The organism is Chitinivorax sp. PXF-14 (assembly GCF_040812015.1).
GTDB lineage: Bacteria > Pseudomonadota > Gammaproteobacteria > Burkholderiales > SCOH01 > JBFNXJ01.
Window position 1 is genome coordinate 349111 of the sequence record NZ_JBFNXJ010000001.1, and the last position, 15173, is coordinate 364283.

Sequence of the window (15173 nt, forward strand, 5' to 3'; positions counted from 1 at the left end):
CGTTGAGGAGAATCAATAGTCACTAATATTCTTCTTTTCTGTTTCATTAACTTCGGGCATCCTCTGCGCCCATAGACAATAACCATCGGAAACCGGAGACCCGCTATGGATTGGTTCTGGCGGACCTATACCTTCATCGAGAAAACATTCTGGAACTCGCTGACCAAGAAGCTGTGCAGCCTTGGTTTCGTGATGCTGTTCCAGTTGCTGGTGCTGTGGGCCGTGTGGTCCGCCTTTGGCGATTTCGAGGCGGCGCTCAAGCAGGCCGGCATGGAAAGCGCCAGCCTGGCCAGACTGCAATCCCAGCTCAATGGCGCCTGGTATGTGGTGCTGTCGCTGACCGTGCTGTCGCTGCTGTTCACCGGTTTCATGATCTGGTACCTGCGCTACCTGATCGTGCGCCCGATCAAGCTCATCATCGGTATCTTCAACGACATCGGCGCCGGCGAGGGCGATCTGTCGAAGGACGTGCCGGCCATCACCTACGACGAGCTGCGCGAACTGTCCGAAGCGCATAACCGCTTCATCGGACGGCTGCGCGACATCATCAGCAATGTGCGCAAGATGACCGTGCACATCGCGATGGAATCGGCCAAGACGCTCAAGAACGTGCGCGACTCGAACCAGAGTGCAGGCACGCAGGACAGGCTGGCGCAGCAGGTCTACCAGGCCAGCACCGAGACCACCGAACGCATCGACAACGTCAACCAGCGCGCGACGGCGCTGGCCACCACGACGGCCGACAACCTGGTGATGGCCAAGGCCTCGTACGAGGAGCTCCTGGACCTGACCGGCCGCATCAACCAGATCAGCCTGAAGGTCGCCAGCTTCAGCGGCACGGTGTCGGCGCTCAACGAGCGCTCGACCTCGGTCAAGAGCATCGTCGGGCTGATCAAGGAAATCTCCGACCAGACCAACCTGCTGGCGCTCAACGCCGCCATCGAGGCGGCGCGCGCGGGCGAAGCGGGGCGCGGCTTCGCGGTGGTGTCGGACGAGGTGCGCAAGCTTGCCGAGCGCGTGCGCCTGGCGACCGACGACATCTCGAGCGATATCGACATGATGCTGGGCCAGGTCAACGACACGCTGCGCCAGACCGACGAGATCAAGCAGGACAGCGCGATCGCCAACGAGGTGGTGAGCAAGTCGTCACAGCATTTCGCGAAAATGGTCGGCGACTTCGAAATGGCGGCGACGAGCCTGCAGGAAATCGCCGGGCGCATGGGCGAGATCGCGGCGACCAACGCGGATGTCAACCAGAACGTGTCGCAGATCCATCACCTGACCCTGGAAGTGTCGACGCAGATGTCGCGCTCCGAGGCCTCGACGCGCGACCTGTCGGCCGTGTCCGACCAGGTGCAGGAGCTGATCGGCCGCTTCGTGGTCGGCGTGGGCGACTTCGACAAGGCGATCCAGGTCGTGATGGGCTATCGGGACCGCATGGCGGCGAAGATCGGCGACATCAAGCGCCAGGGCATCGATGTGTTCGACCAGCGCTACCGGGCGATCCAGGGCACCCACCCGCAGAAATACCATACGGCCTACGACGAGCAGTTCGCCACCGTGTTCCAGCGTGAATATGATCAACTGGTCAAGGACGTGACGGGGGGCAAGTTCGCGCTGCTCGTCGACAGCAACGGCTATGGCCCGAGCCACAACAGCTGGTACTCGCAGGCGCCAACCGGCAACCCCGAGACGGACCTGGTGAACAGCCGCGACAAACGGCTGTTCAACGATACCGCAGGTCTGAAGGCCGCCAAGAACACCTTGCCCTTCCTGTTGCAGACCTATCTGCGCGATACGGGCGAGATCATGACCGAGATCGACCTGCCGGTGTACGTCGATGGGCGCCACTGGGGCGGCCTGCGCTTCGGCTTCGATCCGCAGATGATGCTGGAAGGGTAATCCGCAAAGGGCTGCGTGGCTCATCGAGCTGGAAACGGTGGACATCGCCGCCAGTGATTCGATGTGCCACCGCCCACCGTCCCAGGTTCAATTCAATCGGCGCGGCAGCCGGCGCCGCCTGGCCGTGCCTGAGACCGGCGCGCAGCCTGGCCGCGATATCGGGTGTGCGGGGCTGCGATAGCGCCCAGCGCCCGAATCCCCCGTTCATTCTCCAGCGCTTGGTGTGCAAGCAAGCCCTGGTCTCTTGCCCCTTCTCCGTGTGTGATGCCGCGCCGTTCGCCGCCGTGTGCCGGCTTCTGGCTCGGACTCGACCTGGGGTGCTGATATGCCGCTTGGCGACGCCAGGCTCGCGTGGCGGTCAGCGGCTGCGGCGGTAAGTCAGCTGCACCAGGCCGCTGCTGAAATGCTGGCTGTCGATCAGCTCCAGCGCGAGCCGCGGGCCGCCCGCACGGAACAGTGGCAGGCCTTCGCCGAGCAGCACCGGGTGGATGGAGAGGATGAATTCGTCGATCAGGTCGTGCTGCAGGCAGGTATCGACGAGCGAGGCGCCGCCCATGAGCCAGATCGTGCGGCCCGGCTGGTGCTTGGCCTCGGCCAGCCACTCGTGCGCCGGCGCGGTGATGAAGCTGATGTTCGGGTCGGACTGCCCGCCGAGCTCGCGCGAGAACACCACGCCGCGCTTGCCGACATAGGGATAGTCGCCGAAGGCCTTGAGCTGTTCCCAGGTGTGCCGCCCCATGGCGACCGTGTCGATGCTGTCGTAGAAGGCGGTGTAGCCGTAATCCTGGTCCGACAACAGCCAGTCGACGCTGCCATCCGGGCTGGCGATGTAGCCGTCGAGGCTGGTCGAGATGAAGAGGCTCAGTGGACGCATAATGTCTCCCTTTATTATTTCAAGCTAAGTGCTGCAATACGCCCGGTCAACAAAAAAGCCGCAATTGCGGCTCTTTTGTTGCGTGCTTGCGACAGCCTTGGGCGGGCCTGACGCCGCGTCGCGAACGCGTGGGGCTTGCGGTGCGGCCGCTATTCTGCCCCAACCGTGGCGATGCTGCCCACTGACGGGCAGCCTGAACCCGCGTCCGGCGGGGCCACGGGCTTAACCTTACTTGGCGAAGCTGTCCTTCAGGCCCACAGTGCGGTTGAACACCGGCTTGCCGCCCGGCTGGTGGTCGAAGCGGTCGGTCACGAAATAGCCGACGCGCTCGAACTGGTAGCGCGACTCGGGTGCCGCATCGCGCACGCAGGCCTCGACATAGCCGGTGATCGTCTTCAGCGACTCGGCATTGAGGAAGCGCGTGAACTCGACATAGTTGCCGTCTTCGCCACGCACCGCGTCGGGGCGCGGCTCGTTGAACAGGCGGTCGTAGAGCCGCACCTCGGCCTCGATCGCATGCTCGGCGCTGATCCAGTGGATCACGCCCTTGACCTTGCGGCCGACCGGGTTCTGGCCCAGCGTGGCCGGGTCGAGCGAGCACTTGAGTTCGATGACGTTACCGTCGGCGTCCTTGATTACCTCGTCGCACTTGATCACGTAGCTGTAGCGCAGGCGCACTTCGCCGCCCGGTGTCAGGCGCTGCCAGCCCGGCGGTGGCACTTCGGCAAAGTCGTCGCGCTCGATGTAGATGGTCTGCGCGATCGGCACCTCGCGCTCGCCGAACTCGGGGTGATGCGGGTGGAAAGGCGCGCTGCGCGAGCCGGTGACACCGGGCTCGAAGTTGTTCAGCGTGACCTTGATCGGGTCGAGCACGGCGATCACGCGCGGTGCCTCGGCTTCGAGCGTTTCGCGTACGGCGCCTTCGAGCACCGAGTATTCGAGCACGTTTTCGCTCTTCGACACGCCGCAGCGCTGTGCGAACAGGCGGATGCCGGCCGGCGAGTAGCCGCGGCGGCGCATGCCGGCGATGGTGGGCATGCGCGGGTCGTCCCAGCCGCTCACCCGGTTTTCGGTCACGAGCTGGTTGAGCTTGCGCTTCGAGGTCAGCGCGTAGAGCAGTTCGAGCCGCGAGAATTCGATCTGCTGCGGATGGTTGTCGATGCTGATGTTGTCGAGCACCCAGTCGTACAGCGGGCGGTGGTCTTCAAACTCGAGCGTGCACAGGCTGTGCGTGATGTGTTCCAGCGCATCGGAGATGCAGTGGGTGTAGTCGTACATCGGGTAGATGCACCAGGTGTCGCCGGTGCGGATGTGGTGCGCCCGCTTGATGCGGTAGATGACCGGGTCGCGCAGGTTGATGTTGGGCGAGGCCATGTCGATCTTGAGGCGTAGCGTCTTGCTGCCGTCCTCGAATTCGCCTGCCTTCATGCGGCGGAACAGGTCGAGGTTCTCGGCCGCCGTGCGATCACGGTAGGGGCTGTTCCTGCCCGGCTCGGAGAAGTTGCCGCGGTAGGCGCGCATCTCGTCCGGCGTCAGGTCGCACACGAATGCCTTGCCGGCCTGGATCAGCTCTTCGGCATAGGCGTAGAGCTGGTCGAAATAATCCGATGCCCACTTGACCTCGCCGGCCCAGTCGAAGCCCAGCCATTTCACGGTTTCCTGGATCGACTCGGCGTATTCGACCGACTCCTTCTCCGGGTTGGTGTCGTCGAAGCGCAGGTTGCACTGGCCCTGATAATCGAGCGCGAGGCCGAAGTTGAGGCAGATCGACTTGGCGTGGCCGATGTGCAGGTAGCCGTTCGGCTCGGGCGGGAAGCGGGTGGTGATGGCCTTGTGCTTGCCGCTGGCGAGATCGTCGTCGATCACGCTGCGGATGAAGTTCGATACGACGGGCGTGGTGTTTTCGCTGCTCATGGAAAGGCTGACTCGAAAAATCTGGCAAGAGCGCGATTTTACCCGATAAGCCGCGCTGCCGTCAGGCGTCGCGCCGCAGCATCAGGCCCCCGGCGCACTCAGCGGAACATGAAGTAGACCGCGCCCATCATGCAGGCTGCCGCCCAGACATAATCCCACTTGAAGGGCTGGTGCATGTAGAACACGGCAAACGGAATGAACACCGAGAGGGTGATGACCTCCTGCATGATCTTCAGTTGCGACAGGTTCAGCGCTTGATGGCCGATGCGGTTGGCCGGCACCTGCAGCAGGTATTCGAACAAGGCAATGCCCCAGCTCGCGATGGCTGCTATATACCAAGGGTTTTGCGCCATATTGCGCAGGTGGGCGTACCAGGCGAAGGTCATGAAGACGTTGGAGGCCGTCAGCAGCAAGGCTGCCTGCACGGTGGGTGTGAACATCACAAATTGCGGTGAATAAAAGTGTATATACTACAATTGCTTGCGCCTGGAAGTTCATTTTTTGTGGCGACTGGCCCGACTTTCGCGCGCCCGCGCGTGGTTGATGGAAATGCCTTTCTGATAAAATTCCGTTTTTTGCCCAACCCGAGACCGCTTCAGCCCTAGCCATGAAATTTCGCTCACTCCTTACCGCCGCACTGATTTCGTTGCTTCCTGCCTTGCCGGCACTCGGGGCCGAGCCGCAGGAAATCTCCAAGCTCGTCAAACAGGGGCAGTACGCGCAGGCGCTGGAGCGCGCCGACAAGTTCCTGCAAGGCAACCCGAAGGACGCCCAGGTGCGCTTCCAGCGGGGGCTCGTCCTGGCTGAGATGGGGCGCACGCAGGACGCGATCAAGGCGTTTACCGAGCTGTCACAGGATTACCCCGAGCTGCCCGAGCCCTACAACAACCTGGCCGTGCTCTATGCCAGCCAGAACCAGCTCGACAAGGCGCGCCAGTCGCTCGAGATGGCGATCCAGACGCACCCGAGCTATGCCGTCGCCCATGAAAACCTGGGCGACATCTACGCCAAGCTCGCCAGCCAGGCCTACGACAAGGCCCTGCAGCTCGACAAGACCAACAACGCGGCGCAGACCAAGCTGTCGCTGATCCGCGAGCTGTTCAGCAAGGTGCCCGCCAGCCCGGTCAGCAAGCCTGCTGCGCCGGTAGCGCTGCCGGCCACGCCCGCCGTGCCGGTGGCGCCTGCCGCACAGACCAGCAAGCCCGCCCCCGTGGTCGCCGTGGCCCCGGCCAAGCCGGCCGTCGTCGTGCCTGCACCGCAGCCCGCCAAGCCGGCTGACAAGCCCGTCGAAAAACCGCTTGAAAAGGTCGCCGAGAAACCCGCTACCGCGCCGGTGGCCGAGCCCAAGGCCCAGGACAATACCGAGGGCGAGGTGCTGAAGACGGTGGATGGCTGGGCCAAGGCCTGGTCTGACCGCAAGGTGTCCGCCTATCTGGGCTTCTACGGCAAATCGTTCAAGACGCCGGGCGGGGAATCGCGCGACAAGTGGGAAGACTCCCGGCGCGACCGCATCAGCCGCGCCAAGCGTATCGACGTCGGCGTGGAAAGCCCGCGCGTGAAGTTCGACGGCGATCGGGTCCTGGTGTCGTTCACCCAGCATTACCGCTCGGATGCGTTGAAGTCCTCCACCGGCAAGACGCTGGTGCTGGTGCGCAGTGGCAAGAGCTGGCAGATCGTGGAAGAGCGGGTCGGCAAGTAAGTGAGTTTTGCAATGAAGCGCCCTGAGCGCCATACATTGAAGACCGCAGCGCGCCTGATCATCGTGCTGGTCGGCGTGCTGTACGTGGCGCCCCCCACCGCCAATTCGATGAGTTCCGGCATCGTGCGCCTGCCCAAGCAGGCCGTGGATGGCTTGCTGGCCTTGCCTGCCACGCCCGAAGCGCTGTTGATCAAGGCCCTGCAGGAAATCCGTGCGAACCGGCTCGATCTGGCCTTGAAGAGCATCGAGGCCCTGCTCGAGGACAAACCCAATTTCCGCTTGGCCAATCTGATCAAGGGCGACCTGCTGCTTGCGCGCGGCAAGCCCATCGCCTCGTTTGGCAGCGCCTCGGGTGCCCAGGCCGACACCCTGCAGGACCTGCGCCACGAGGCCATGGTGCGCCTGTCGCGCTACCAGGCGCCGCCGCCGGCCGATGCGGTGCCGGCCGAGCTGGTGCAGCTCTCGCCCGAGCAGCAGTACGCGTTGCTGGTCGATACCTCGCGCTCGCGCCTGTACGTCTATCAGAACGACAACGGCGTACCGCGCTACCGTTCCGATTTCTACATCACGATCGGCAAGAAGGGTTTCATCAAGACGCGAGAAGGCGACCAGCGCACGCCGCTCGGCGTGTATCGCGTCACCGGCAAGCTCGAGCGTGCCCGGCTGGACCAGATCTATGGCAAATCGGCCGAGCTTTACGGCATCGGCGCCTGGCCGCTCAGCTACCCGAATGCCTGGGACAAGCGGCAAGGCCGCACCGGCAAGGGTATCTGGCTCCACGGCGTGCCCTACGAGACCTACAGCCGGGCGCCATTGGCCAGCAACGGCTGTGTGGTGCTGACCAACCAGGACATGGAAACCGTCGGCAATCTGCTCAAGACCGGCACCACGCCCGTCGTCATCTCGAATGGCGTGACCTGGCTGTCGCAGGCCGACTGGCAGCGCCAGCGCGGTGCCCTGATGCAGCAGGTGGAGCACTGGCGGCGCGACTGGGAAAGCCTCGACGTCGATCGCTATCTCGACCACTATTCGCCGAACTTCGAGGCGGATGACCAGAAACGCGACGACTGGTCGCAGCAGAAGCGCCAGATCAATGCCGGCAAGGCCTGGGCCAAGGTGACGCTGTCCAATGTCAGCGTGATCCGCTACCCCGGCGTGCAGTCGATGGCCGAAGTCACGTTCGACCAGGATTACGAGAGCAGCAACCTGGTCAACAAGATGAAGAAGCGCCAATACTGGCTACTTGAACAAGGCAAGTGGAAGATTGTCTACGAGGGCCAGGTCTGAGCGCCTGCCCCTGGCCAGTGACCTGGCCTGATGCCGTCTGTGTTCCATTACAAGGAGAATTCATGCGATTTGTCCGCACCCTGCTCGCTGGCGCCACCCTGGCTGCCGCATCGTTGTCCGCGCTGGCCGCCAACCCGGTGGTCGAAATGAAGACCAGCATGGGGACCATCAAGCTCGAACTTTACCCGGACAAGGCCCCCAAGACCGTCGACAACTTCATCGAGTACGTGAAGAGCGGCCAGTACAAGGGCACGGTCTTTCACCGCGTGATCCCGCATTTCATGATCCAGGGCGGCGGCCTGACCGCGGACCTGAAGGAAAAGCCAACGCGTGCACCGATCAAGAACGAGGCCGACAACGGCCTGAAGAACGACACCGGCACCATCGCCATGGCGCGCATGGCCGACCCTGATTCGGCCTCGGCGCAGTTCTTCATCAACGTCAACGACAACGTCTTTCTCAACCATGGCGCGCGCGACTTCGGCTATGCCGTGTTCGGCAAGGTGGTCGAGGGCATGGACGTGGTCAGGAAGATCGAAGTGGTGCCCACCGCGAGCGATGTGCCGCTCAAGCCCGTGGTCATCGAATCCGTATCGCTGATCGATGCCGCGCCGGCCGCCAAGAAAGCCCCGGCCAAGAAATAAACGACCAGGGGATGCCCGTTGGCAGCCCCGTTTTCCCACCTTCTGCAAGGAATTCGATTATGTCCAGCGTCAAGCTCGTTACCAATTTCGGCGAGATCACCATTGAACTCGACGAGGCAAAGGCGCCCGTCACCGTGGAGAACTTCCTCCAGTACGTGCGTGACGGCCACTACAACGGCACCGTGTTCCACCGCGTGATCGACGGCTTCATGATCCAGGGTGGCGGCTTCGAGGCCGGCATGCAGCAGAAGCCGACGCGCGCCACGATCAAGAACGAGGCCGACAACGGCCTGAAGAACGACGCCTATACCGTCGCCATGGCCCGCACGCCGGATCCGCACTCGGCGTCGGCGCAGTTCTTCATCAACGTCTCCAACAACGATTTCCTCAACTTCACCTCGCCCGATCCGCGCGGCTACGGCTATGCCGTGTTCGGCAAGGTCAGCGCCGGCCAGGACGTGGTCGATGCGATCAAGAAGGTCAAGACTGGCTCCAAGGGCTTCCATCAGGATGTTCCGGTCGATGACGTAGTGATCGAGCGCGCCGAAGTATTGTAATCTCCGGCATCGCCATCCCGAGCGGGCGCTGGTCGCCCGCTTTTTTCGTCTTGAGCCCATGAAACCGATCTACTTCATCTCCGACCTGCACCTGAGCGCCGACGAACCCGAAACCGTCGCGCTGTTCGAGCGCTTCTGCCAGGACCTGGCGCCGGCCGCCGACGCCGTCTACATCCTCGGCGATTTCTTCGAATACTGGGCCGGCGATGATGATCTCGACGACCCGTTCAACACCGCCATCACCACCCGGCTGCGAGCACTGGCGGATGCCGGCGTGCGGCTGTTCCTGCTGCATGGCAACCGCGACTTCCTGCTCGGTCCTGCGTTTGCCGAGCGGGCCGGGGTGACGCTGCTGGCCGACCCCTGCGCGGTAGAGATCGCCGGGCGCAAGGTGCTGCTGTCGCACGGCGATGCCCTGTGCACCGACGATGTCGAATACCAGCGTTTCCGCCAGATGGTGCGTAACCCGGCCTGGCTGCAGCAGGTGCTCGCCCAGCCGCTGGCGGCGCGCAAGGCGCTAATCGCGCAGATCCGCCAGAAGAGCGAGATGGCCAAGCAGACCAAGGCGGCCGGGATCATGGATGTCAATCGCGAGGCGGTGCTCGGGCTGTTCCGCGAGCTGGCCTACCTGCCGCTGATCCATGGGCATACGCATCGCCCGGCGCGGCATTGGTATAGTCTGGACGACCATGCCTGCGAGCGTATCGTGCTGCCCGACTGGTACCAGGGCCATGGCGGCTACCTGCGCGTCGACGACGCTGGCTGGCTGCTGTGCCACTACGGCCTGGAGCCGGAGCGTGCGCCGCGCGAGCTGTTCGAGACCGAACGCTGTATCGTGCGTGAACTCACGCGTGGCGACTTCGACGCCTTTCACGCGCTGTGCAGCGATGCGCGGCTGATGTCGTGGATGGGCGACGGCGAGGTGCTGGCGCCGGACATCACCGGGCAGTGGATCGAGCGCTCGCTGCTCAACTACGATCGCCAGGGCTACGGCGCCTTTGCCGTCGTCGACAGGCAGAGCGGCGTGTTGCGGGGCTTTATCGGCATCGCTTCGCCGACCGATGGCGAGCCCGAGCTGATTTACGCTGTCCACGCCGACCACTGGGGGCAGGGGCTGGCGACCGAGGTCGGGCGGGCATTTCTCGATTACTGCCACCACAACTGGGGTTTCGACACCCTGCTCGCCACCATCGCCGTGGGAAACCTGCCGTCGCGCCGCATCGCCGAGAAGCTCGGCTTCGTGCTGGAGCGCGAAGGGCAGGACGATGACAGGGTGATCGCCCACTACCGCTGGCACGCCTGAGGGCATTGCCGCAGTGCGGGCCCCAACCATGGCCGCATGGCCGGTGCCGGCGGTTGCTTTGCCGTGTTTTTACCGTGCAATCAGAGGGTTGTCATGCCTGCCTGATTTAGAGCTTGCAGCCTAGTTGCCACCCATGGCCGATGCTACAATGGCCTTGGTGGCGGTCCGCAAGCGGGATGCACTGGAGACGGAGCGCTCAACCATTTCCGAGGCAGACAACACAAGAGGCAGAACGTGATCAACAAATCAGTGGAGGCAAAGGCACTGCTGGCAGGTTTACTGCTTGGCATGGCCGTGTTGCCGGCACAGGCCGCGGGCGACCCGGCTGCCGGCGCCAAGAAGAACGCGATGTGCATAGGCTGTCATGGCATCGAGACCTACAAGACAGCATTCCCTACCGTTTACCCCGTCCCCAAGATTGCAGGCCAGTATCCGCAATACATCGTCAAGGCGCTGTCGGCCTACAAGAGCGGCGACCGCCAGCATCCGAGCATGCGCGCCATTGCCGGCAGCCTGAGCGATCAGGACATGGAAGACCTGGCCGCCTATTACGGCCAGGCGAAATAGGGGGGACTATGAAACGGATTGCCGCAGTATTTCTCGCCATGGGCGTGGCGCTTGGCGCCCAGGCTGCCGATATCGAGGCGGGCAAGGCCAAGGCCCAGCAGGTGTGTGCTGCCTGCCATGGTGCCGATGGCAATAGCCAGAACCCCGATTTCCCTCGCCTGGCCGGCCAGTACGACGAATACCTGGTACAGGCCCTGAAGGACTACCAGTCCGGCAAGCGCAAGAACGCCATCATGGCGCCGATCGCGCAGACCTTGTCGAAAGAAGACGTCCACAACGTCGCAGCCTACTTCGCCGAGCAGGCGAGCCCGCTCTATACGAAAAAATAGCGCTATCCGCTGAACACGGCCGGGGCCGCTGCTTTCGCGGCCCCGGCCGACTGTTTGTACGTTACCGCTTGCGGCGCGTTTTCAGCGCTTTGCTGCAAGCAAAGGCCGGCATGGCCGGCCTTTTTATCGCGCCTGCTCAGGCCTCGGGCAGCCCCAGCTTGCCGCGCAGGCAGGCGAAGTAGATGGCGGGGTCCGGTTGCGTCTGGTAGCGCTGCGCATGCCAGATCATCTCGCCGAGGCAATCCATCACCTCGTGCAGGGCGGCATGCTCGTCCTGCTTTTGCACGCACAGCTGGCGGTAGAGATCGCGAATGCCGACCGGCTGGTCGATCGACAGCTGCTCCTGGATCGCCAGGTGCATGGACAGATGCAGGAAGGGGTTGATGTCGCCGTGCTCGGGGGCGTAATCGCGGTCGACATAGCGTTCGGGCTGGTCGAGCAGCGCGTGGTATTCGGGGTGCTCGGCCAGGATCGTCAGCGTGATCTTTTCCAGATCGGTGAGCGGCTGCTGCGCGTGGTACTTGCGCCAGGTGTCGAAGAAGAACTGGCGCGCCTGGTCGCGGGTCGGGTTGAACATCGTGTTTCCTTGGTCAATGGGGCCAGAACAGGCCGACGACGGCCGCGTTGTCCTGGATCGCCTGCGGATGTTGCGGCGATACCTGACCGTTGCCATACAAGGCCAACAGCGGCACGCCCGGAAAGTGTCGGCGGAAGCTCAACCAGTCGCGGTCTTCTCCGCCGTAGAAGCCGGGGCCACGGCCGGCGCTGGAGAACATCAGTCCGAATGCCGGCGGTGCGGCGCCCTGCGCGAGCTCGCCGAGCATCAGATCCATCTCCAGTTCGGCGTGCAGTGGCTGGCGCCAGGCCCATTGCACCGATTCGCCGACAGCGAGGCGGCGCGTGGTGGTTACCCGGGCGGGCTCGATATTGAGCAGGCCGATAATCTCGGTCGCCGCCACCGTGCCGGCTGTCGCGATCAGCGCGAGTTGCGACTCGGGGGGCTGGCGGTCGCGCCCGTCCAGCGGCAGGCTGCGCATCAGTGCGGCGAGCGGCGCCATGCCGTCGAGGCCGAGCAGGTCGAAGCCATGCGCGGCGCTGACGGCCATCGGCCGGCCCAGCGGGCGGAAGCCGGAGGACACGCCGACACGCCCCTCAAGGCCGAGCAGGCGATGATCGCCGTGGCCATCGGGCCGTTCGCGGCCGCCCGAGAACACGCTATAGGGGCCGTGCCCGGTGGCGTCGCCGGCAACGCCGCCAAAACGCCGCCCAGGTGCTGCGAGCCAGGTGCTGTTGATGGCATTAGGGGCGGCCAGTGTCAGCAGCAGATCATCCGGCCCAGCCCGGCCGGTCAACGCGAAACCGTGGCCCTCGGCCAGCACCAGCGCGGCGGCTGCGGGGCCATCGAGCACCCAGTCTTCGTCGCTGGCGAGCCCCAGTGCGGTACACCCGAGGATTTGCGTGCTGCCGACGGCCCGTGCCGCCGCCGTCAGTGTGGGGCGGATGTCGGCGGCGAATTCCTGGCTCAGAAACAGCAGCACGCAGCCCACGCGGTCCATGCCTGCTTTTTCGCGTGCCTCATCGATGGCGCGGCAGGCCAGCTCGGGTGTGGCGGCCCGGCCGGTGGCCAGGCCACTGGCGGCGATCAGGGTGTTCAGTGTCAGCGGGCTCATCGTGGGCGCCATTATATACTGCGCCGGCCATCCGCCCGCGGTTGCGGCCCGCGGCGCGCTTGAGTAAAGTGGCGGCGACTGCAAACAGGAGCCCAGCCATGAACCTCGCCGACATCATCCGCCAGAACGTCGCCACCGCACTCGCCGAGGATATCGGCAGCGGCGACCTGACCGCCCTGCTGATCGCGGCCGACCGGCGCGGCGAGGCAACCGTGATCGCGCGCGAGGCCGCGGTGATCTGCGGCAGCGCATGGTTCGAGGCCTGTTTCAAGCAGGTGGATGAGGCTGTCGAGGTATTCTGGCTGGTGAAAGAGGGGGAGTCGGTCGAACCCGGCCAACGCCTGTGCGAGCTCTACGGCCCGGCCCGGGCGCTGCTGACGGGTGAGCGCTCGGCGCTCAATTTCCTGCAGACGCTGTCTGCCGTCGCGACCGCCACGCTCCAGTATGTCGAAGCCACGCGTGGCACCCGCGCCAAGATCATGGATACGCGCAAGACCCTGCCCGGCCTGCGCCACGCGCTCAAGTACGCGGTGACCGTGGGCGGTGGCTACAACCAGCGCATCGGTCTGTTCGACGGCATCCTGATCAAGGAAAACCACATCATGGCGGCCGGCTCGATCGCCGAGGTGATGCGCCAGGCGCAGGCGCTGGCCAGCCCCGGGGTCACCATCCAGATCGAGGTGGAGACCCTCGACGAACTCAAGACCGCGCTCGACGCCGGCGCCCAGCTGATCCTGCTCGACAATATGTCGCTCGAGCAGATGCGCGAGGCCGTGGCGTTGACCGCTGGCCGGGCCGAGCTCGAAGCCTCGGGGGGCGTCGGGCTCGATACCGTGGCTGCGATCGCCGCGACGGGTGTCGATCGCATCTCGATCGGCCGCCTGACCAAGGACATCAAGGCCGTCGATCTCTCGATGCGCTTCAAGCTGTAAGCGTCACCCTTCATGGCCGGTGCTGCGCCGCCGGCTCATTCCATCTCGCTGATCTGCCTGTAACGCCCGTCGGCCCGGATGGCGGCCAGGCCGAGATTGAAGTCGTCCAGCAACTGCAGGGCCCCCGGCCATTTGAGCGAGCACAAGCCTAGCTTGGAGGCTGCAGGGGGTGTCTTTTCGATCATTGCCCAGCCCCGTGACATGGTGTGCCGGCCTGGCACTGTGTTGTCCGCGGAGATTGCCTGGGGATGCGCTCAGACGAGCGTCGGCACCGAAACCTCGGTGCGGTTGCGCCCGCCGCGCTTGGCTCGGTACAGCGCATGGTCGGCGCGTTCCAGTGTGGTGTTGAGCGACTCCGGCAGGTAGTACTGCACCAGCCCGATCGAGACCGTCACGACATAATCGGGCCCGAGCTCGGGGAAGTGGGTGTGCTCCAGCAGCTCGCGAATGCGCTCGGTGCAGATGCTGCCCAGCTCCAGCGAGGTGTTGGGTTGCATCAGGATGAATTCTTCGCCACCCCAGCGGCCAAAGAAATCGGTACTGCGCAACAGCGACTGGGTCTGGCTGGCAAAGGTCTTCAGCACCTCGTCGCCAATGCTGTGGCCATAGGTGTCGTTGATCAGCTTGAAGTGGTCGATGTCGAGAATGCATACGCAGAAACCGCCGCCGCCACGGTCGGTGCGGTTCTTTTCATGGCGCAGCACCTCCATGATGTAGCGCCGGTTGTAGAGACCGGTCAGCTCATCATGGGTCGCCATCTCACTGATGGTATGCAGGGCCTGGGCGAGCTGCACGTTCTTCTCCGCGAGCTGGCGGCGCATGGCGCTGATCGACCCGGCCAGCACCGAGAGGAAGGGCAGAAAGGTGGCAAACACCAGGTAGTGGGCCACTTCCAGCGGCAGGTTGAAGCTTGGCCCATCCACCCTGGCGATCAATGGCATCGCCATGGTCAGGATGGCCACCGCAAACACGCTGAGCCACACCAGCTGCTTGCGGGCGAGCTTGTAGCAACCGAATACCAGCGCAATGAAAGCCGTGACAAGGAAGGCGCCACGCACGGCCCCGCCGTAAATCACGCAAAACATGATGAGGGGGATGGCGACGCCGATCTGGGCAAAGGTCAGGCTTGGGTCGCTGGCACGCTTGTTGATGCCGAGGCGGAACAGCGTATAGAACGTGGTGCTGACGCAGACCGCCAGCCCGCCCCAGACCCAGGCCACCCAGAGGGGGATCAGGCCGACCGCCGCGCAGAAAGCCACGGGGATGGCGCTGAGCACGTACATGCTGACGCTCATGAAGAAGCGGCTGATGCGCAACGCCTGCTTCGGGTCATCGGTATAGACGAGCGTGGAAGCCACGATACCACTCCTCTCGGCGACAGCAATTTTAGTATATTAGAGTAATCTGTCTATTTTGAGAATGATAGGTAGGCTTGTCGAGAATGACAAGGGGGTAGGCACCAATCTGGTGCAAAAAAGTGGTGCCGTGCGCGGTG

Annotated in this window: 16 protein-coding genes; 9 read left to right on the forward strand and 7 right to left on the reverse strand. The window is 64.0% G+C overall.

Annotated features, from left to right (window positions below; translation table 11 throughout):
- Window positions 1-105: 105 nt before the first annotated feature.
- Window positions 106-1902 (forward strand): methyl-accepting chemotaxis protein, encoded by a 1797-nt coding sequence (locus ABWL39_RS01615; protein ID WP_367786540.1) that lies wholly within the window; start codon window positions 106-108, stop codon window positions 1900-1902.
- Between the two features lie 358 nt (window positions 1903-2260).
- Here the strand turns inward: ABWL39_RS01615 and ABWL39_RS01620 are convergent, their stop codons facing one another.
- From ABWL39_RS01620 to ABWL39_RS01630, 3 genes are all read right to left on the reverse strand, one after another.
- A complete protein-coding gene (locus tag ABWL39_RS01620) occupies window positions 2261-2776 on the reverse strand; it encodes a dihydrofolate reductase family protein (RefSeq protein WP_367786543.1) in 516 nt (171 codons plus the stop codon).
- Between the two features lie 228 nt (window positions 2777-3004).
- Window positions 3005-4690 (reverse strand): glutamine--tRNA ligase/YqeY domain fusion protein, encoded by a 1686-nt coding sequence (locus ABWL39_RS01625; RefSeq protein ID WP_367786544.1) that lies wholly within the window; start codon window positions 4688-4690, stop codon window positions 3005-3007.
- Between the two features lie 98 nt (window positions 4691-4788).
- Window positions 4789-5130 carry a DMT family protein gene (locus ABWL39_RS01630; protein ID WP_367786546.1) on the reverse strand — a complete coding sequence of 114 codons (342 nt, stop codon included), beginning with the start codon at window positions 5128-5130 and terminating at the stop codon, window positions 4789-4791.
- A 167-nt stretch (window positions 5131-5297) separates the two neighbouring features.
- Between ABWL39_RS01630 and ABWL39_RS01635 the strand changes: the two genes are divergently transcribed.
- From ABWL39_RS01635 to ABWL39_RS01665, 7 genes are all read left to right on the forward strand, one after another.
- Window positions 5298-6389, forward strand: a complete 1092-nt coding sequence (locus ABWL39_RS01635; RefSeq protein WP_367786548.1) for a tetratricopeptide repeat protein — start codon at window positions 5298-5300, stop codon at window positions 6387-6389.
- A gap of 12 nt (window positions 6390-6401) precedes the next feature.
- Window positions 6402-7676, forward strand: a complete 1275-nt coding sequence (locus tag ABWL39_RS01640; RefSeq protein ID WP_367786550.1) for a L,D-transpeptidase family protein — start codon at window positions 6402-6404, stop codon at window positions 7674-7676.
- A 62-nt stretch (window positions 7677-7738) separates the two neighbouring features.
- Entirely contained in the window at window positions 7739-8320 is a 582-nt protein-coding gene (locus ABWL39_RS01645) for a peptidylprolyl isomerase (protein WP_367786551.1), read from the forward strand.
- A gap of 59 nt (window positions 8321-8379) precedes the next feature.
- On the forward strand, window positions 8380-8877 hold the full coding sequence (locus ABWL39_RS01650; RefSeq protein ID WP_367786553.1) for a peptidylprolyl isomerase: 498 nt from the start codon (window positions 8380-8382) through the stop codon (window positions 8875-8877).
- 58 nt (window positions 8878-8935) lie between these two features.
- Window positions 8936-10180: a UDP-2,3-diacylglucosamine diphosphatase gene (locus ABWL39_RS01655; RefSeq protein ID WP_367786554.1), complete on the forward strand. Its 1245-nt coding sequence runs from the start codon at window positions 8936-8938 to the stop codon at window positions 10178-10180.
- Window positions 10181-10468: 288 nt separating this feature from the next.
- Window positions 10469-10747, forward strand: a complete 279-nt coding sequence (locus ABWL39_RS01660) for a cytochrome c (RefSeq protein ID WP_367786913.1) — start codon at window positions 10469-10471, stop codon at window positions 10745-10747.
- A gap of 8 nt (window positions 10748-10755) precedes the next feature.
- Window positions 10756-11076 carry a cytochrome c gene (locus ABWL39_RS01665; protein WP_367786556.1) on the forward strand — a complete coding sequence of 107 codons (321 nt, stop codon included), beginning with the start codon at window positions 10756-10758 and terminating at the stop codon, window positions 11074-11076.
- A 136-nt stretch (window positions 11077-11212) separates the two neighbouring features.
- Here ABWL39_RS01665 and ABWL39_RS01670 read toward each other — a convergent pair whose 3' ends face one another.
- Complete coding sequence (locus tag ABWL39_RS01670) at window positions 11213-11653, reverse strand: DUF1841 family protein (protein WP_367786558.1); 441 nt, start codon at window positions 11651-11653, stop codon at window positions 11213-11215.
- A gap of 13 nt (window positions 11654-11666) precedes the next feature.
- Entirely contained in the window at window positions 11667-12746 is a 1080-nt protein-coding gene (locus ABWL39_RS01675; protein WP_367786560.1) for an FIST N-terminal domain-containing protein, read from the reverse strand.
- Window positions 12747-12844: 98 nt separating this feature from the next.
- Between ABWL39_RS01675 and nadC the strand changes: the two genes are divergently transcribed.
- Entirely contained in the window at window positions 12845-13678 is an 834-nt protein-coding gene (nadC, locus tag ABWL39_RS01680) for a carboxylating nicotinate-nucleotide diphosphorylase (protein ID WP_367786562.1), read from the forward strand.
- 35 nt (window positions 13679-13713) lie between these two features.
- On the opposite strand, the gene ABWL39_RS01685 is transcribed toward nadC, so the two are convergent.
- Together ABWL39_RS01685 and ABWL39_RS01690 are read right to left on the reverse strand one after the other, a co-directional pair.
- On the reverse strand, window positions 13714-13863 hold the full coding sequence (locus tag ABWL39_RS01685) for a hypothetical protein (RefSeq protein ID WP_367786564.1): 150 nt from the start codon (window positions 13861-13863) through the stop codon (window positions 13714-13716).
- Between the two features lie 69 nt (window positions 13864-13932).
- Window positions 13933-15036, reverse strand: coding sequence for a GGDEF domain-containing protein (locus tag ABWL39_RS01690; protein ID WP_367786565.1), 1104 nt, complete (start codon window positions 15034-15036; stop codon window positions 13933-13935).
- Between the last annotated feature and the right edge of the window lie 137 nt (window positions 15037-15173).